We start from the raw sequence: 16,726 nt of genomic DNA on the forward strand, positions 1-16,726 counted from the left end.
ATTCTGGCCTTTATCGAAAGGTCACTCAGCGAACCTGCACCACAACCTTGCCTACAGCCTTGCGCTGGCCAAGATCATTGATCGCCTGTGCGGCATTGCTCAGCGGATAGACCTGCGACACCAGCGGTTTCAACTTGCCCTCGGCAAACCAACCAAACAATTGCTGGAAGTTCGCCGCATTGTCTTGCGGCTGGCGCTGGGCGAAGGAGCCCCAGAACACGCCGAGTACCGCCGCGCCTTTGAGCAGGGCGAGATTGACTGGCAACTCCGGAATGCGCCCGCTGGCGAAGCCGACCACCAGCAGGCGGCCATTCCAGGCGATGGCGCGGATGGCCTGGTCGAACAGGTCGCCGCCGACCGGGTCGTAAATCACATCGGCGCCCTGGCCGTCGGTGAGGCGTTTGATTTCGTCCTTGAGGCTGGTTTCGCTGTAGTTGATCAGCTCATCGGCGCCCGCAGCCTTGGCCACCGCGAGTTTCTCGGCGCTGCTGGCGGCAGCAATCACGCGGGCGCCCATGGCTTTGCCGATTTCCACAGCCGCCAGGCCGACACCGCCGGAAGCGCCGAGCACCAGCAGGGTTTCGCCCGGTTGCAGGTTGGCGCGTTGCTTGAGCGCGTGCATCGAGGTGCCGTAGGTCATGCTGAAGGCGGCAGCGATATTGAAGTCCATCGACGGCGGGATCGGCAGCACGTTATAGCCCGGTACCGCGACCTGTTCGGCGAAGCTGCCCCAACCGGTCAGCGCCATGACCCGGTCACCAACCTTGAGGTGGCTGACCTTTTCCCCGACTTCGCGGACCACGCCTGCGGCTTCTCCGCCCGGCGAGAACGGGAAGGGCGGCTTGAACTGGTATTTGCCCTCGATGATCAGCGTGTCCGGGAAGTTGACCCCGGCGGCGTGCACGTCCAGCAGGATTTCGTTCTTCTTCAGGGCGGGACTGGCGACGTCTTCCAGCACCAGCGATTCGGCAGGGCCGAAGGCTTTGCACAGCACGGCTTTCATCAGGGCTATTCCTTTGGGAGTGATGGCCGATAAGTGTAGGTGTGTCAGTCAACGGGTCAACGAGCATGCCCGGCCCTGATAGTCAGCCATAAGCTTGTGCTTGCGCGGCGGGTCGTTATGCTAGGCCGCAAACCGGATAAGGAGCGAATTGTGAAAGCGTGGATCATGTTGTTGCTGGCCCTGTCTCTGCCTGTGGCAGCGCTGGCCGAAGAAGCCAAAGAAGGCGAGGCGCCGAAGGTCAACTACATCACCCTGAGCCCGCCATTTGTGGGCAACTACGGGCTGGACGGCACGCCGAAGCTCAAGGTCTACAAGGCCGATGTGGCATTGCGCGTGACTGGTGAAGAAGCGACCAAACTGGTCAAGGCCAACGAGCCGCTGATCCGTAATCAACTGGTGGCGCTGTTCACTCAGCAGACCTCTGATGCGATGGCCAGCATCGAAGGCAAGGAAAAGCTGCGTCAGGAAGCGTTGAAGCAGACCCAGCAAGTGATGAATGACGAGACCGGCAAGCCGGTGGTTGAAGATCTGTTGTTCAACAACCTGATCATTCAATAAATCTTCTGTTGTCCGGGCCGGCCTCATCGCTGGCAGCCAGCTCCCACAAGGTTCTGCGGCGATCACAATATTGTGTTCCATCGCAAATCCTGTGGGAGCTGGCTTGCCAGCGATTGCATTATGGCAGGCGCCAAATAAATCAGGGTTTGAGGGTGATCACCGCCGCCCACTGCTCAGCCGTCACCGGCATCACCGACAACCGCGAACCCTTCTGCACCAACGGCATCTCGGCCAACGCGGTCTGCTGCTTCAAATAATCCAGCTTCAACACCCGCGCAAACGTCTCGACGTGTTCAACGTCAATCGCGCTCCAGGCATTTTTCTCCGCTGTAGCCTTCGGGTCGAAGTAATGACTTTCCGGCTCCAGTGCGGTGGGATCCGGGTACGCCGCTGCGATTATTTTGCCGATTCCGGCAATTCCCGGCTCCGGGCAACTGGAATGGTAAAAAAAGAACTCATCGCCCACCGCCATCGCACGCAGGAAGTTGCGCGCCTGATAGTTGCGAACCCCGTCCCAGCGCGCTTTGCCGAGTTTTTCCAGACCTTTGATCGAGAGTTCGTCGGGCTCGGACTTCATCAGCCAATAGGCCATGGTTTTGTGCTCCTGAAACGGTCATTGGGCAGGTTGTCGGGCAATTTTATGACAAACCGACAGTCGGTTGACGTCAGCGTTTGCGCGCAGGTTCACGTTGTCGCAAAATGCCGGCCTTTAAAGCTTGACGCTGCTGCACGGCCTACAAACGGAAACCGCTGCTGTCATCGTGATGATGTGCCTTGAGGGGGGCAATCGATGAAACGCAAACCGGATTTACTATGGACTTTGGTAATTTTGTTCGGCCTGGGCGTCGTGACCACCGGTTACGCGCAGAGCCTGTGGGCCAATAAGGCCGATGCGCCGATCGAAGTTGCGCAACAGGTTCAACAGTCGACAGCCTTCAAGCGCTGAAACGGCTTTTTCGACGCCGCTGATCTGCGCGGCGTCCTATCCTGCGAAATACCACGCCTTGTCGCTGACTGTGCCCTGTAACGGTACATCCCAACTCGCCTGCGCCAACCTCTCGACCTTCTGACATTCATGGGCCAGCCCCAGCAACGTCGGCTTGCGCCAGCTTTTGCGTCGAGCCAGATACGCCAGGCTGCGATCATAGAAACCGCCGCCCATGCCCAGTCGCCCGCCGACATCGTCAAACCCTACCAACGGCAACAACACCAGATCCAGCGCCCAGACCTTGCGTTGCTGTGCCAGATTGGCCCGTGGCTCGAGAATGCGGAAGCGATTGGGTTTGAGTTTTTCCCCGGGACGAATGCGCTGGAAAACCATCTTGGTCCGCGGCCAGGCGCTGAGCACCGGCAGGTAGGTCGCTTTGCCCCGACGCTGGGCTTCACGCAGCAGCAGGCGCGGATCGATTTCACCGTCGGTGGGCAAATACAAAGAGATGTGTCTGGCCCGGCGAAAGTGCGGGTCTTGCGCCAATTGCCGGTACAGGCCCTTGGCAGCCTGGCGTTGTTCGCTTTTGCTCAGCGAACGGCGCGCCTTGCGCAGCAGGCGGCGGAGTTGCGGGCGGGGCAGCAGCGCGGGTTCGGTCATGGTTCGGCTTCGGCAGGATGGGTGCAAAAACGTACGCATAAAAAATCCGATGTCGGTTTTCACCGACATCGGATTCGAATCAGGCTCCCCGGATGAACCGCTGTCAACTTAGCCCTTGAACCCGAAAGTTCAAGGTGGAAGATGCAGTAGACTTTAAGGCTTTCCGTCTAGCGGACATGCACACCAGCCCAACGTGCAACTTCCAGGGTAGTGCGAATCGGCTCAGGGACATCGTCAACTGGCAAGCACCCCAGGGAGTGCCGCGAGTATACCGCAAGCGGCCAGTCGAATCAGCCCTTGGTGGTGGTCTGATCGTCGGCGAGCACCAGATCGACACGATCAAGCAAGTCGCGCACCTGTTCACGGGTCGAACCGCTGGCCTGGATGTCCGGGCGCTCTTCTTTGTGCAAGAGGTCGTGAGTGATGTTCAGCGCGGCCATCACAGCAATGCGATCGGCGCCGATGACTTTGCCGCTGCTGCGGATTTCGCGCATCTTGCCATCCAGGTAGCGCGCGGCGCTGACCAGATTGCTGCGTTCTTCCTGCGGACAGATGATCGAATACTCTTTATCGAGGATCTGCACGGTGACGCTATTGCTTGAACTCATGAGTCTTGCTCCAGGGCCTTGAGGCGCGAAATCATCGATTCGACCTTACGCCGGGCGATTTCGTTTTTTTCAATGAGGTGAGCGCGTTCCTCGCGCCAGGTCTTTTCCTGAGCTAGTAAGAGTGCGTTTTGGCTCTTAAGTTGCTCGACTCGGCCAATCAGCAGTTCGAGTCTGGCCATCAGCGCTTGCAGGTCGGTGTCTTCCATTGTGTCCACTGGGTCGGAGTCTGTCTGATGGGATAGCTGGCGGACAGCCTTTAATAGTCTTGGCGAGTCTGTCGATGTAGGATACAAGGCCTTCATTCTAGACATAGCGCCGTCTGGCGCCTAGCTGCCCATGACCATTGCGAATTCCCCGTACCAAGCCTTTGCCACCCTGCTGACTTCCAGCGGCCACAACGTCTCGCCTGCCGAACTGCACGGCGTGCTGCTCGGACGCAGCTGCGCCGGTGCCGGCTTCGATAACGAAGGCTGGTTGATCGACGCCGCCGAACTGCTCGAAGGCGATATCCAGGACAACGTCCGTAACGCCTTGATCGGCCTGCAAGAGATGGTCAAAGGTGAACTGACCGGCGACGACGTCACTGTCGTCCTGCTGCTGCCGACCGATGATGCGCCACTGGCCGACCGCGCCGCTGCACTGGGCGAATGGTGCCAGGGCTTCCTCAGCGGTTTCGGCCTGAACTGCCGCGACAGCAGCATGCTCAGCACGGAAGCCACCGAAGTGCTGCAGGACTTGGCGGCCATTTCTCAGGTGCAAGACGCCCTCGAAGAATCCGAAGACGGCGAGACCGACTACATGGAAGTCATGGAGTACCTGCGCGTCGCGCCGCTGCTGCTGTTCTCGGAAACCAAGAAAGCCGACGTGCCGCCAGCCGCCAAGCCGTCGCTGCATTAATCGCGTGCCAGGGAAAGCCATCTGCCCATGACCCATATCCCGAAAGCGGAATACAGCCGTCGCCGCAAGGCCCTGATGGCGCAGATGGAACCCAACAGCATTGCGATTTTGCCCGCCGCCGCGGTGGCCATTCGCAACCGCGACGTCGAGCACGTCTACCGCCAGGACAGTGACTTCCAGTACCTCAGCGGGTTTCCCGAGCCGCAAGCCGTCATCGTTTTGATGCCCGGCCGCGAGCACGGCGAATACGTGCTGTTCTGCCGTGAACGCAACGCCGAACGCGAATTGTGGGACGGCTTGCGCGCAGGCCAGGAGGGCGCGATCCGCGACTTCGGCGCCGACGACGCTTTCCCGATCACCGACATCGACGACATCCTCCCCGGCCTGATCGAAGGCCGTGACCGGGTGTATTCGGCGATGGGCAGCAACCCCGAATTCGATCGCCACTTGATGGACTGGATCAACGTCATCCGCTCCAAGGCGCATCTTGGCGCCCAGCCGCCGAACGAATTCGTTGCCCTGGATCATCTGCTGCACGACATGCGCCTGTATAAATCGGCGGCGGAAGTGAAGGTGATGCGCGAAGCCGCACGGATCTCGGCGCAAGCCCACATCCGCGCGATGCAAGCCAGTCGGGCCGGGCTCCACGAGTACAGCCTCGAAGCCGAACTCGACTACGAATTCCGCAAGGGCGGGGCGAAAATGCCCGCGTACGGTTCCATCGTCGCCGCCGGGCGCAACAGCTGCATCCTGCATTACCAGCAGAATGACGCAGTGCTCAAGGACGGCGATCTGGTGTTGATCGACGCTGGCTGCGAGATCGATTGCTACGCCAGCGACATCACCCGCACCTGGCCGGTCAACGGCAAGTTTTCGCCCGAGCAGAAAGCGATCTACGAATTGGTACTGGCCTCGCAGGAAGCCGCGTTCGCTGAAATCGCCCCGAACAAGCACTGGAATCAGGCGCACGAAGCCACGGTTCGAGTGATTACCACGGGGCTGGTGAAGCTCGGATTGCTGCAAGGCGAGGTCGATGAATTGATCGCCAGTGAAGCCTACAAAGCTTTCTATATGCACCGCGCCGGTCACTGGCTGGGCATGGATGTACACGACGTCGGCGAGTACAAGGTCGGCGGCGAATGGCGCGTGCTGGAAGTCGGCATGGCGCTGACCGTGGAACCGGGCATCTACATCGCTCCGGATAATCAGAACGTTGCGAAGAAATGGCGCGGCATCGGCGTGCGCATCGAGGACGACGTGGTGGTGACCAAAACCGGTTGTGAAATCCTCACTAGCGGCGTGCCGAAAACCGTCGCCGACATCGAAGCGCTGATGGCGCAAGCAAGGACACACGCGGCATGAGTCGAGTCAATCTGGCAATCATCGGTGGCGGTCTGGTCGGCGCCAGTCTGGCGTTGGCCTTGCAGGCCGGCGCCAAGGCGCGAGGTTGGAAGATCGTGCTGATCGAGCCGTTCGCTCCGGGCGACAGCTGGCAGCCGAGCTACGACGCACGTTCATCGGCGCTGTCCTTCGGTTCGCGACAGATTTATCAACGGCTGGGCGTGTGGCAGGAAATCTCCCGCCGCGCCGAGCCGATCAAACAGATTCACGTCTCCGACCGTGGCCGCTTCTCTACCGCGCGTTTGTCAGCGATGGAAGAGGGTGTGCCAGCGCTCGGTTACGTGGTGGAAAACGCCTGGCTCGGCCAGTGCCTGTGGCAGCACATCGATAAAGACGTGATCAGTTGGCGCTGCCCGGCGGAAGTCACGCGCATGGAGCCGCTGCCCGATGGCTATCGCCTGACCATCAACGATGAAACCACCCTTGAGTGCGACCTCGCAGTGCTCGCCGATGGCGGTCGCTCCGGTCTGCGCGAGCAGTTGGGTATCAACGTGCGCAAGCGTCCGTACAACCAGAGTGCGCTGATCGCCAACATCACCCCGAGCGAAGCGCACAACGGCATGGCCTTCGAGCGCTTCACTGACGAAGGGCCGATGGCGCTGCTGCCGCTGCCGGACAACCGCTGCGCACTGGTCTGGACGCGTCTGGGCATGGACGCGCAGCGCTTGGCCGATTTGAGCGAGCGCGATTTCCTCAGCGAATTGCAGGGTGTGTTCGGTTATCGCCTCGGAACTTTGAAGCAGGTTGGCGCACGGCATTTGTATCCGCTGATGCTGGTCGAAGCCGAAGAGCAGGTGCGTTCGCATCTGGCCGTGCTCGGTAATGCCGCGCATAGCCTGCACCCGATAGCCGGGCAGGGTTTCAACCTCTCGCTGCGTGATGCCGATGCCTTGGCCGCCGCGTTGTTGTCCAGTGAAAAGCCGCTGGGCGACTTCGCCACGTTGCAGGCTTATCGCGAGCGGCAGCGCCTCGATCAGGACCTCACCGTCGGTTTTTCCGATCAGGTCACGCGGCTGTTCGGCAGCACGCAGCCGCTGGTTTCGCTGGGGCGCAACATCGGTTTGCTCGGTCTCGATCTGTTGCCGCCGGCCAAGCGCTGGTTTGCGCGTCAGGCCATGGGTTTGGGAACGCGTCCGGATGCGTAACTGGTTGATCCGTTCGTTCGGCAAGGCGCGGTTGATGCGCTGGATCATGACGTTCTACCCACCATATCTAGGCGCCGGTGTTCGGGTTCGGCACATCAGCGATGATTTTCGCGACGTGCAGGTGTCGATGGGGCTCGGCTGGTACAACCGCAACTACGTCGGCACGCAGTTTGGCGGCAGTCTGTATTCGATGGTCGATCCGTTCTTCATGCTGATGCTCATGGAAAACCTCGGATCGAAGTACATCGTCTGGGACAAGGCTGCCGACATCGATTTCATTGCGCCGGGCAAAGGCCCGGTGTTCGCCCGGTTCACGATCGACGAGACCTTGCTCGCCGAGGTTCGCCGGCAGACCGCCAATGGCGAAAAGTACCTGCCGCAGTTGCAGGTCGACATTCATGACGGCGCCGGCAATCTGGTGGCGCGGGTCGGTAAAACCCTTTACGTGCGGCTCAAGCCGCAAGCGAGACAGGCTTAAAGCATGGAAATGCGCGCAGATCTGCTGATTGTCGGAGCCGGAATGGTCGGCAGCGCCTTGGCGTTGGCGCTGCAGGACAGCGGCCTGGAAGTCCTGCTGCTCGATGGCAGCCCGCTGAGCGTCAAACCGTTCGATGCCGACGCGGCGTTTGAACCGCGCGTGAGCGCCTTGTCGGCCGCCAGTCAGCGGATTCTCGAACGCCTTGGCGTGTGGGACGGCATCGCCAAACGCCGCAGCAGCCCGTACACCGACATGCACGTCTGGGACGGCAGCGGCACCGGGCAGATTCATTTCTCGGCGAGCAGCGTGCATGCCGTGGTACTCGGTCATATCGTCGAAAACCGCGTGGTGCAGGATGCCTTGCTCGACCGTTTGCACGATTGCGATCTGGGCATGCTGGCCAATGCGCGGCTGGAACAGATGCGCCGCTCGGGCGATGACTGGCTGCTGACGCTGGCCGATGGTCGACAGTTACGCGCGCCGCTGGTGATTGCCGCTGACGGCGCCAATTCGGCAGTGCGACGTCTGACCGGTGTGGCGACGCGTGAGTGGGATTATCTGCACCACGCCATCGTCACCAGTGTGCGCAGCAGCAAACCGCACCAGATGACCGCGTGGCAGCGTTTTACCGATCACGGGCCGTTGGCGTTTTTGCCATTGGAACGTGACGGGCAGCAGGATTGGTGTTCGATCGTCTGGTCGACCACGCCGAGCGAGGCCGAGCGTTTGATGGCGCTGGATGAAGCGGATTTCTGCCGTGAGCTGGAGCGCGCCTTTGAGGGGCGTCTTGGTGAGGTAATCAGTGCTGACCCGCGACTGTGCGTGCCGCTGCGTCAGCGCCACGCCAAACGCTATGTGGCTGAAGGCTTGGTGTTGATCGGCGATGCGGCGCACACCATTCACCCGTTGGCGGGGCAGGGTGTGAATCTGGGTTTCCTTGATGCGGCGGTGCTCGCTGAAGTGCTGTTGCAGGCGGCGGAACGCGGTGAGCGTTTGGCCGATGTGAAGGTGTTGAGCCGTTACGAGCGTCGGCGCATGCCGCATAACCTGGCGTTGATGGCGGCGATGGAAGGGTTTGAGCGGTTGTTTCAGGCTGATCCGTTGCCGGTGCGTTGGTTAAGGAATGCCGGGTTGAAGCTGGTTGAGCAGATGCCGGAGGCGAAGGCGTTATTTGTGCGGGAGGCCCTCGGGTTGACGGGTGATCTTCCGGCGCTCGCAAAGCCTTGATCTTTTCGTTGCTGCTGATGGCCTCATCGCGAGCAGGCTCACTCCTACAGGGGGGGCGGTCAATCATGCAACATCTGGTAACTCCTTCAAAAAGAGTTCGATTGAGGTGGTAAATGTGAGTCCTTATCATTTGGCCCACATTTCCCGACCGAGAGACCACTCCCATGTTGGCACCCAAGCGTCTTCTGACCGCACTGGCCTTGACCCTGATCGGCAGCACCACGGCCCAGGCCGCTGATGAGGTGGTGGTTTACTCGTCGCGCATCGATGAACTGATCAAACCGGTCTTCGATGCCTACACCGCCAAGACCGGGGTGAAGATCAAGTTCATCACCGACAAGGAAGCGCCGCTGATGCAGCGCATCAAGGCCGAAGATGAAAACGCCACCGCCGACCTGCTGCTCACCGTCGACGCTGGTAACCTCTGGCAGGCCGAGCAGATGGGCATCTTGCAGCCGTTCACCTCGAAAACCATCGACGCCAATATTCCCCTGCAATATCGCTCGTCCACTCACGCCTGGACTGGCCTGAGCCTGCGCGCGCGGACCATCGCCTATTCCACCGAACGCGTGAAACCGGGCGAACTGACCACTTACGAAGCGCTGGCCGACAAGAACTGGGAAGGGCGCCTGTGCCTGCGCACGGCGAAGAAGGTCTACAACCAGTCGCTGACCGCGACCATGATCGAAGTCCATGGCGCCGAGAAGACCGAGAAGATCCTCAAGGGCTGGGTCAACAACCTGTCCACCGACGTGTTCTCCGATGACGTTGCGGTGCTCGAAGCGATCAACGCCGGGCAGTGCGACGTCGGTATCGTCAACACGTACTACTACGGCCGCCTGCACAAGCAGAAACCGGAGTTGCCGGTGAAACTGTTCTGGCCGAACCAGGCCGATCGTGGTGTGCACGTGAACCTGTCCGGCATTGGCTTGACCAAACATGCGCCGCACCCGGAAGCGGCCAAGGCTTTGGTTGAGTGGATGACCACGCCTGAGGCGCAGAAGATTTTTGCTGATGTGAACCAGGAGTTCCCGGCCAACCCGGCGGTGGCGCCTTCGGAAGAAGTAGCGGCGTGGGGCAAGTTCATTGCCGATACGTTGCCGGTGGAAGTGGCGGGCAAGCGTCAGGCTGAAGCGATCCGGATGATGGATCGGGCGGGTTGGAATTGAGGCTTTTCCGATAGACTTGTCTGCTTCAAGATCGCAGCCCCTCACCCCAGCCCTCTCCCAAGGGAGAGGGAGCCGATCTGTGTTGTTTTCGAAACTTGAGTTCGACTCAATATCTCAGTTCGATGTAGCTTGCATGAGCACCTCACCCTAGCCCTCTCCCTTTGGGAGAGGGCTAGGGTGAGGGCAACAATCCCAACCTGAAATACCTAATCCAAGAACACCCCAATCCCCCCAGAGACCCAAAAGTGGCCCACCCCGCCCAACGCCGCTGGTACCCCATCGTCTTCGCCATCGCCGCGCTGGTGCTGTTGCCCCTGAGTGTCCTGCTGCTCTCCTGGCAAACCATCGATCAGCAGATCTGGTCGCACTTGTGGCAAACCCAGATGCCACGCCTGCTGGGCAACACTCTGACGCTGGTCGTCGGCGTCGGTGTCGGTGTGACGCTGCTCGGTGTCAGCCTCGCCTGGCTCACCAGCCTCTGCGAATTCCCCGGGCGGCGCTGGCTCGACTGGGCACTGATGCTGCCTTTCGCCATTCCCGCCTATGTGTTGGCCTTCGTTTTCGTCGGCCTGCTCGACTTCGCCGGCCCTGTGCAGACCTTGCTGCGCGAATGGTTCGGCACCGGTCTGCGCCTGCCACGGGTGCGCTCCACCAGCGGGGTGATCATCGTGCTGGTGCTGGTCTTCTATCCCTATGTTTACCTGCTGGCGCGCACGGCGTTCCTCGCGCAGGGCAAGGGCTTGATGGAAGCGGCGCGGGTGCTCGGGCAATCACCGTGGCAAGCCTTCTGGCGCGTGGCATTGCCGATGGCGCGGCCAGCCATCGGTGCGGGTGTGGCGCTGGCGCTGATGGAAACCCTGGCGGATTTCGGCGCGGTGTCGGTGTTCAACTTCGACACCTTCACCACGGCGATCTACAAAACCTGGTACGGCTTCTTCAGCCTGTCGAGCGCGGCGCAACTGGCCAGCCTGTTGCTGCTGGTGGTGATGCTGGTGCTCTACGGTGAACGCCGTGCGCGCGGGGCTAATCGGGCAAGCAACGAGCGGCCACGGGTCAAGGCGCTGTACCACCTGCGTGGATTCAAGGCGCTCGCGGCGATGAGCTGGTGCGGATTGGTCTTCGCCTGCGCTTTTGTCATCCCGATGCTGCAACTGATCGTCTGGTTCTGGCAGCGTGGACGTTTCGATCTGGATGAGCGTTACGCCGGGCTGATCCTGCACACCCTGTATCTGGGCGGCATGGCGGCGCTGATTACGGTCAGTGTTGCCCTACTGCTAGCGTTCGCTCGGCGACTGGCGCCGACGCCAGCGATCAACTCCGGGGTTGGTCTGGCCAACCTCGGTTACGCCTTGCCGGGTTCGGTGCTGGCGGTGTCGATCATGCTGGCGCTCAGTTATCTGGACCGTGAGCTGGTGATCCCACTGTCAGGCTGGTTCGGCGGCGCTGCCAAACCGCTGCTGCTCGGCAGTCTGGCCGCTCTGCTGATGGCCTATCTGGTGCGCTTCATCGCTGTCGCGTACGGCCCGCTGGAAAACAGCTTGGCGCGTATACGGCCATCTTTGCCCGAAGCAGCACGTAGCCTCGGTGTCAGTGGGCCGCGACTGTTTTTCAAAGTGTATCTGCCACTGTTGCTGCCCGGCACGCTGAGCGCCGCGTTGCTGGTGTTCGTCGATGTGCTCAAGGAAATGCCCGCGACCCTGCTGATGCGCCCGTTTGGCTGGGACACGCTGGCGGTGCGGATCTTTGAAATGACCAGCGAAGGCGAATGGGCACGGGCGTCATTGCCGGCGTTGACGCTGGTTCTGGTCGGCTTATTGCCGGTCATCGGACTGATTCGCCGTTCTGCGCACAGAAACACTTAGTCGTCAGTCCTGAATCATGCGGCTACAATGCGCGGCATTCGGTGCGGTTAGTCTGACAGACCTGTTCGCTGGAATCGGCTGAGAGCCTTCTATTTCAAGGCTTTCACCCGTGCAGCGGCTGTCCGCACCTTCGCCACGCCCGGAAGGAGAAACCCATGGGACAGCGTACGCCTCTGTATGACCTGCATCTCGCCTTAGGCGCGAAGATGGTCGATTTTGGCGGTTGGGACATGCCACTGCATTACGGGTCGCAGGTCGAGGAGCACCACGAAGTGCGCCGCGATTGCGGGGTGTTCGATGTATCCCACATGACCGTGATCGATGTCACCGGCAGTCAGGCCAAGGCCTGGCTTCAGCATCTGCTGGCCAATGATGTCGACCGCCTGCACCGCCCCGGCCGTGCGTTGTACAGCACCATGCTCAACGAGCGCGGCGGCATCGTCGATGACATGATCGTCTATCGTCTCGATGACTGTTATCGCCTGGTGTTCAATGCCTCCACTCGCGATCAGGATCTGGCCTGGATGAACGCGCAGCGCGGCGATTACGACGTGCAACTGCACGAACGCGCCGAACTGGCGATGCTCGCCATTCAAGGTCCGCAGGCCCGGCACAAGATTGCCGAACTGGTGACCCAGTCGCGCGCCACGCTGATCCAGCACCTCAAACCCTTCGAAGGCTATACCGATGGCGACTGGTTTATCGCCCGGACCGGTTATACCGGTGAGGATGGTCTGGAAATCTGTCTGCCGGCCAGTCAGGCGCCGGGGTTCTTCAACGATCTGGTCGGTGCCGGCATTTCCCCGATCGGCCTCGGTGCCCGCGACACTCTGCGGGTTGAAGCCGGTATGAACCTTTACGGTCAGGACATTCATCAAGACGTTTCGCCGCTGGCCTCGAACATGGCCTGGAGCATTGCCTGGGAACCGACTACGCGCCAGTTCATCGGCCGCGCCGCGCTGGAAGCGGAAAAAGCCGCCGGTGTTGCACACAAACTGGTCGGCCTGGTGCTGGAAGAGCGCGGTGTTTTGCGCGCTCATCAAGTGGTTCGCATCGCTGATGTTGGCGAAGGGGAGATCACCAGTGGTAGTTTCTCTCCTACGCTAAGCAAATCGATTGCCCTGGCGCGTGTGCCGATGGCCACCGCCGACCGCGCCGAAGTGGAAATCCGTGGCAAGTGGTACCCGGTACGAGTGGTCAAACCGACCTTCGTACGCCATGGCAAAACTTTGATCTAACCTTTTCCGGCGGGCAGCCCGCTGACAATTTCTTGAGGACACCGAAGATGAGCGATATCCCTGCCGAACTGCGTTTTGCCGAAAGTCACGAATGGGCGCGTCTGGAAGCCGACGGCACCGTAACTGTGGGCATCAGCGATCACGCGCAGGAAGCGCTGGGCGATGTGGTGTTTGTCGAGCTGACCGAAGTGGGCAAGGTGTTCGCTGCCGGTGATCAATCCGGTGTGGTCGAGTCGGTGAAAGCCGCTTCCGATATCTATTCGCCGGTCAGCGGTGAAGTCATCGCGATCAACGAAGAACTGGGCGCCTCGCCCGAGCTGCTGAACTCCGACCCGTATGGCGCGTGGATCTTCAAGCTCAAGCCAAGCGACAAGGCTGAGCTGGACAAGCTGCTGGATGCTGCAGCGTACAAGGCTGCCATCGGCGAGTAAGCGTTAAGCAACACCCCAAAGCCCCGACTTGTCGGGGCTTTTTTTTAGGATCAAAAGATCGCAGCCTTCGGCAGCTCCTACAGGAGGATGGTGTACATCTTGTAGGAGCTGCCGAAGGCTGCGATCTTTTGATCTTCAAGGGCACTGCTATGCTGGTTTGACCGTGTTGCATTGACGCCGAGCGCCAGCCAAGAGAGAGCCCGTCATGTCCCAGTTGCCGTCCCTGAGCCAGTTACGCGACCCCGACGCTTTTCTGCGCCGTCACCTCGGCCCCGATGCTGCCGAACAGCAGGCGATGCTCGACAGCCTCGGCCTCGGTAGTCGAATCGAACTGATCGAGCAAACGGTGCCGCCAGGCATTCGCTTCAATCGCGCGCTCGACCTGCCGGCGGCGCTGGATGAACAAGCCGCGCTGGCCAAGCTGCGCAGTTACGCCGAGCAGAATCAGGTCTGGACCAGCCTGATCGGTATGGGCTACCACGGTACCCTGACGCCAACCGTCATCCTGCGCAGCGTGCTGGAAAATCCCGGTTGGTACACCGCGTACACGCCATATCAGCCCGAGATCGCGCAGGGCAGACTCGAAGCGCTGCTGAATTTTCAGCAGCTGACCATCGACCTCACCGGCCTCGAATTGGCCAATGCGTCGCTGCTCGATGAAGCCACGGCAGCGGCGGAAGCCATGGCACTGGCCAAGCGTGTGGCGAAGTCGAAGAGCAATCTGTTTTTCGTCGATGAGAACTGCCACCCGCAAACCATTTCCGTGGTGCAGACCCGTGCCGAAGGCTTCGGTTTCGAGCTGATCATCGACGCTGTGGATAACTTGAAGCAGCATCAGGTGTTTGGCGCGCTGCTGCAATATCCGGACACTCATGGCGAGGTTCGCGACCTGCGTCCGGCGATCGATCACTTGCATGCGCAACAGGCATTGGCTTGTGTCGCTACTGATTTATTGAGCTTGCTACTGCTGACACCCCCGGGAGAGTTGGGCGCGGATGTGGTGTTCGGTTCCTCGCAGCGTTTTGGTGTGCCAATGGGTTATGGCGGCCCGCACGCGGCGTTCTTTGCCAGCCGCGAGGAATACAAAAGGGCGATTCCCGGGCGGATTATCGGTGTGTCGAAAGATGCCCGGGGCAACGTCGCGTTGCGCATGGCATTGCAAACCCGCGAGCAACATATCCGCCGCGAGAAGGCCAATTCGAACATCTGCACCGCACAAGTCCTGCTGGCCAACATCGCCAGTTTCTACGCGGTCTATCACGGCCCGGAAGGCTTGAAACGCGTGGCCCAGCGTGTGCACAGGCTGACCTGCATTCTGGCGGCAGGGCTTCAGCGCAAAGGGATCAACCGGATCAATGCGCAATTCTTCGACACGCTGACGCTGGACGTCGGCGGTGCGCAAACGGCGATCATCGAGAGTGCTCAGGCTGCGCAGATCAACCTGAGGATTCTCGGACGTGGGCGGGTAGGACTGAGCCTCGACGAAACCTGCGATGAAACCACCGTCGCCAAACTGTTCGATGTATTGCTCGGGGCTGATCATGGGTTGACCGTCGCCGATCTCGACGCCGAGGCGCTGACCTCAGGCATCCCCGACAACCTTCAACGCCAAACACCGTATCTGCGTCATCCGGTGTTCAATGCGCATCACAGCGAAACCGAGATGCTGCGCTACCTCAAGCAACTGGAAAACAAGGATCTGGCGCTCAACCAGTCAATGATCCCGCTGGGCTCCTGCACCATGAAACTCAACGCCACCAGCGAAATGATCCCGATCACCTGGCCGCAGTTCGCTAACCTGCATCCGTTCGTGCCGCGTGAGCAGGCGGTCGGTTATACGTTGATGATCGAAGAACTGGAGCGCTGGCTCTGCGCAATCACCGGGTTCGATGCTATTTGCATGCAACCCAACTCCGGCGCCCAAGGCGAGTACGCCGGGTTGCTGGCGATCCGCAAATATCACGAGAGCCGTCAGCAGGGCGCGCGGGATATCTGCCTGATTCCGTCCTCGGCCCATGGCACCAACCCGGCCTCGGCGCAAATGGCCGGGATGCGTGTGGTGATCGTTGAGTGCGACGAGGCGGGCAACGTCGATCTGCAGGATCTGAAAGCGAAAGCCGCCGAGGCTGGGGATAAGTTGTCGTGCCTGATGGCGACTTATCCGTCGACCCATGGTGTGTACGAGGAGGGCATCAGCGAGATCTGCGAGGTTATCCACAAACATGGCGGTCAGGTGTACATGGACGGCGCCAACCTCAATGCGCAGGTCGGGCTGGCGCGGCCGGGGGACATCGGCGCCGACGTGTCGCACATGAATTTGCACAAGACTTTTTGCATTCCCCATGGTGGCGGTGGGCCGGGCATGGGGCCGATCGGTATTCGTGCGCACCTGGCGCCGTTCGTCGCCAATCATCCGGTGGTGCCAATCGATGGGCCGTTGGCGCAGAACGGCGCCGTCAGCGCAGCACCGTGGGGCAGCGCGAGCATTTTGCCGATCAGCTGGATGTACATCGCCATGATGGGGCCGCAGCTGGCCGATGCCAGTGAAGTGGCGATCCTGGCGGCGAATTACCTGGCGCAGCATTTATCCGGCGCGTTCCCGGTGTTGTACACAGGACGCAACGGGCGTGTGGCTCATGAATGCATTCTCGACCTGCGACCGTTGAAAACGCAGACCGGCATCAGTGAGGAAGACGTAGCCAAGCGTCTGATGGATTACGGCTTCCATGCACCGACCATGTCATTCCCGGTACCGGGGACTTTGATGGTCGAGCCGACCGAGAGTGAATCCAAAGCAGAGCTGGACCGATTTATTGGTGCAATATTGAGTATTCGCGCGGAAATCACTGAGGTGCAGAACGGCAACTGGCCGACCGAGGACAACCCGCTGAAACGCGCGCCGCATACCCTGGCGGATGTCACCGGGGTGTGGGAGCGGCCGTACAGCATCGAGCAAGGAATTACCCCGGATGCGCACACGAAAGCGCACAAGTATTGGCCGGCGGTGAATCGGGTCGACAATGTCTACGGCGATCGCAACCTGTTCTGCGCCTGCGTCCCGGTGGACGACTACCGCTGATACTTAGGTCCACTCAGTTCCCCTGTAGGAGTGAGCCTGCTC

The 16,726-nt window shown here is 60.6% G+C and carries 17 protein-coding genes and 1 other RNA gene; 12 read left to right on the forward strand and 6 right to left on the reverse strand.

Going from position 1 to position 16,726, the window contains the following annotated elements; translation table 11 throughout:
- Positions 1-25: 25 nt before the first annotated feature.
- Positions 26-1,003, reverse strand: a complete 978-nt coding sequence (locus PMI23_RS26295) for an NADPH:quinone oxidoreductase family protein (RefSeq protein WP_007911184.1) — start codon at positions 1,001-1,003, stop codon at positions 26-28.
- Between the two features lie 150 nt (positions 1,004-1,153).
- Here PMI23_RS26295 and PMI23_RS26300 point away from each other — a divergent pair, with 150 nt between their 5' ends.
- Complete coding sequence (locus tag PMI23_RS26300; RefSeq protein WP_042705040.1) at positions 1,154-1,561, forward strand: flagellar basal body-associated protein FliL; 408 nt, start codon at positions 1,154-1,156, stop codon at positions 1,559-1,561.
- A gap of 139 nt (positions 1,562-1,700) precedes the next feature.
- Here the strand turns inward: PMI23_RS26300 and PMI23_RS26305 are convergent, their stop codons facing one another.
- Complete coding sequence (locus PMI23_RS26305; RefSeq protein ID WP_007911191.1) at positions 1,701-2,153, reverse strand: EVE domain-containing protein; 453 nt, start codon at positions 2,151-2,153, stop codon at positions 1,701-1,703.
- Positions 2,154-2,351: 198 nt separating this feature from the next.
- Here PMI23_RS26305 and PMI23_RS29915 point away from each other — a divergent pair, with 198 nt between their 5' ends.
- Positions 2,352-2,507 carry a hypothetical protein gene (locus PMI23_RS29915; RefSeq protein WP_007911192.1) on the forward strand — a complete coding sequence of 52 codons (156 nt, stop codon included), beginning with the start codon at positions 2,352-2,354 and terminating at the stop codon, positions 2,505-2,507.
- A 36-nt stretch (positions 2,508-2,543) separates the two neighbouring features.
- Here the strand turns inward: PMI23_RS29915 and PMI23_RS26310 are convergent, their stop codons facing one another.
- From PMI23_RS26310 to PMI23_RS26320, 4 genes are all read right to left on the reverse strand, one after another.
- Positions 2,544-3,149: a 5-formyltetrahydrofolate cyclo-ligase gene (locus PMI23_RS26310; protein WP_007911194.1), complete on the reverse strand. Its 606-nt coding sequence runs from the start codon at positions 3,147-3,149 to the stop codon at positions 2,544-2,546.
- 81 nt (positions 3,150-3,230) lie between these two features.
- A non-coding RNA gene (ssrS, locus tag PMI23_RS29580) (6S RNA) lies at positions 3,231-3,409 on the reverse strand.
- Positions 3,410-3,439: 30 nt separating this feature from the next.
- Complete coding sequence (locus tag PMI23_RS26315) at positions 3,440-3,757, reverse strand: cell division protein ZapA (RefSeq protein ID WP_007911195.1); 318 nt, start codon at positions 3,755-3,757, stop codon at positions 3,440-3,442.
- Positions 3,754-3,963 (reverse strand): TIGR02449 family protein, encoded by a 210-nt coding sequence (locus PMI23_RS26320; RefSeq protein ID WP_007911197.1) that lies wholly within the window; start codon positions 3,961-3,963, stop codon positions 3,754-3,756. Before PMI23_RS26320 ends, PMI23_RS26315 begins: the two co-directional genes overlap by 4 nt.
- Before the next feature lie 130 nt (positions 3,964-4,093).
- Here PMI23_RS26320 and PMI23_RS26325 point away from each other — a divergent pair, with 130 nt between their 5' ends.
- From PMI23_RS26325 to gcvP, 10 genes are all read left to right on the forward strand, one after another.
- Complete coding sequence (locus tag PMI23_RS26325; RefSeq protein ID WP_007911199.1) at positions 4,094-4,654, forward strand: YecA/YgfB family protein; 561 nt, start codon at positions 4,094-4,096, stop codon at positions 4,652-4,654.
- Positions 4,655-4,681: 27 nt separating this feature from the next.
- Positions 4,682-6,016 carry a Xaa-Pro aminopeptidase gene (gene pepP, locus PMI23_RS26330; RefSeq protein ID WP_007911201.1) on the forward strand — a complete coding sequence of 445 codons (1,335 nt, stop codon included), beginning with the start codon at positions 4,682-4,684 and terminating at the stop codon, positions 6,014-6,016.
- Positions 6,013-7,200 carry a 2-octaprenyl-6-methoxyphenyl hydroxylase gene (gene ubiH, locus PMI23_RS26335; RefSeq protein ID WP_007911202.1) on the forward strand — a complete coding sequence of 396 codons (1,188 nt, stop codon included), beginning with the start codon at positions 6,013-6,015 and terminating at the stop codon, positions 7,198-7,200. Before pepP ends, ubiH begins: the two co-directional genes overlap by 4 nt.
- Positions 7,193-7,678: a DUF4442 domain-containing protein gene (locus PMI23_RS26340; protein WP_007911204.1), complete on the forward strand. Its 486-nt coding sequence runs from the start codon at positions 7,193-7,195 to the stop codon at positions 7,676-7,678. Before ubiH ends, PMI23_RS26340 begins: the two co-directional genes overlap by 8 nt.
- 9 nt (positions 7,679-7,687) lie before the next feature.
- The gene (locus PMI23_RS26345; RefSeq protein ID WP_177321075.1) at positions 7,688-8,905 is read left to right on the forward strand and encodes a 2-octaprenyl-3-methyl-6-methoxy-1,4-benzoquinol hydroxylase; all 1,218 of its coding nucleotides are present in this window, start codon (positions 7,688-7,690) and stop codon (positions 8,903-8,905) included.
- Positions 8,906-9,069: 164 nt separating this feature from the next.
- On the forward strand, positions 9,070-10,074 hold the full coding sequence (locus PMI23_RS26350) for an extracellular solute-binding protein (protein ID WP_007911208.1): 1,005 nt from the start codon (positions 9,070-9,072) through the stop codon (positions 10,072-10,074).
- A gap of 245 nt (positions 10,075-10,319) precedes the next feature.
- Positions 10,320-11,936 carry an ABC transporter permease gene (locus PMI23_RS26355; protein WP_007911211.1) on the forward strand — a complete coding sequence of 539 codons (1,617 nt, stop codon included), beginning with the start codon at positions 10,320-10,322 and terminating at the stop codon, positions 11,934-11,936.
- A gap of 155 nt (positions 11,937-12,091) precedes the next feature.
- Positions 12,092-13,174, forward strand: a complete 1,083-nt coding sequence (gene gcvT, locus PMI23_RS26360) for a glycine cleavage system aminomethyltransferase GcvT (RefSeq protein WP_007911214.1) — start codon at positions 12,092-12,094, stop codon at positions 13,172-13,174.
- Positions 13,175-13,221: 47 nt separating this feature from the next.
- Positions 13,222-13,605 (forward strand): glycine cleavage system protein GcvH, encoded by a 384-nt coding sequence (gene gcvH, locus PMI23_RS26365; RefSeq protein WP_007911216.1) that lies wholly within the window; start codon positions 13,222-13,224, stop codon positions 13,603-13,605.
- 205 nt (positions 13,606-13,810) lie between these two features.
- Positions 13,811-16,684 (forward strand): aminomethyl-transferring glycine dehydrogenase, encoded by a 2,874-nt coding sequence (gene gcvP / locus PMI23_RS26370; RefSeq protein ID WP_007911217.1) that lies wholly within the window; start codon positions 13,811-13,813, stop codon positions 16,682-16,684.
- Positions 16,685-16,726: the final 42 nt, after the last annotated feature.

The organism is Pseudomonas sp. GM24, from assembly GCF_000282235.1.
Classification (GTDB): domain Bacteria; phylum Pseudomonadota; class Gammaproteobacteria; order Pseudomonadales; family Pseudomonadaceae; genus Aquipseudomonas.

Excerpts from the sequence above, each read along its gene's own strand:
- PMI23_RS26310 (WP_007911194.1), bottom strand. The coding sequence starts at position 3,149 with ATGACCGAACCCGCGCTGCTGCCCCGCCCGCAACTCCGCCGCCTGCTG.
- PMI23_RS26315 (WP_007911195.1), bottom strand. The coding sequence starts at position 3,757 with ATGAGTTCAAGCAATAGCGTCACCGTGCAGATCCTCGATAAAGAGTAT.
- gcvP (WP_007911217.1), top strand. The coding sequence starts at position 13,811 with ATGTCCCAGTTGCCGTCCCTGAGCCAGTTACGCGACCCCGACGCTTTT.
- PMI23_RS26320 (WP_007911197.1), bottom strand. The coding sequence starts at position 3,963 with ATGGAAGACACCGACCTGCAAGCGCTGATGGCCAGACTCGAACTGCTG.
- gcvT (WP_007911214.1), top strand. The coding sequence starts at position 12,092 with ATGGGACAGCGTACGCCTCTGTATGACCTGCATCTCGCCTTAGGCGCG.
- gcvH (WP_007911216.1), top strand. The coding sequence starts at position 13,222 with ATGAGCGATATCCCTGCCGAACTGCGTTTTGCCGAAAGTCACGAATGG.
- PMI23_RS26345 (WP_177321075.1), top strand. The coding sequence starts at position 7,688 with ATGCGCGCAGATCTGCTGATTGTCGGAGCCGGAATGGTCGGCAGCGCC.
- pepP (WP_007911201.1), top strand. The coding sequence starts at position 4,682 with ATGACCCATATCCCGAAAGCGGAATACAGCCGTCGCCGCAAGGCCCTG.
- PMI23_RS26295 (WP_007911184.1), bottom strand. The coding sequence starts at position 1,003 with ATGAAAGCCGTGCTGTGCAAAGCCTTCGGCCCTGCCGAATCGCTGGTG.
- PMI23_RS29915 (WP_007911192.1), top strand. The coding sequence starts at position 2,352 with ATGAAACGCAAACCGGATTTACTATGGACTTTGGTAATTTTGTTCGGC.
- PMI23_RS26350 (WP_007911208.1), top strand. The coding sequence starts at position 9,070 with ATGTTGGCACCCAAGCGTCTTCTGACCGCACTGGCCTTGACCCTGATC.
- PMI23_RS26305 (WP_007911191.1), bottom strand. The coding sequence starts at position 2,153 with ATGGCCTATTGGCTGATGAAGTCCGAGCCCGACGAACTCTCGATCAAA.
- PMI23_RS26325 (WP_007911199.1), top strand. The coding sequence starts at position 4,094 with ATGACCATTGCGAATTCCCCGTACCAAGCCTTTGCCACCCTGCTGACT.
- ubiH (WP_007911202.1), top strand. The coding sequence starts at position 6,013 with ATGAGTCGAGTCAATCTGGCAATCATCGGTGGCGGTCTGGTCGGCGCC.
- PMI23_RS26340 (WP_007911204.1), top strand. The coding sequence starts at position 7,193 with ATGCGTAACTGGTTGATCCGTTCGTTCGGCAAGGCGCGGTTGATGCGC.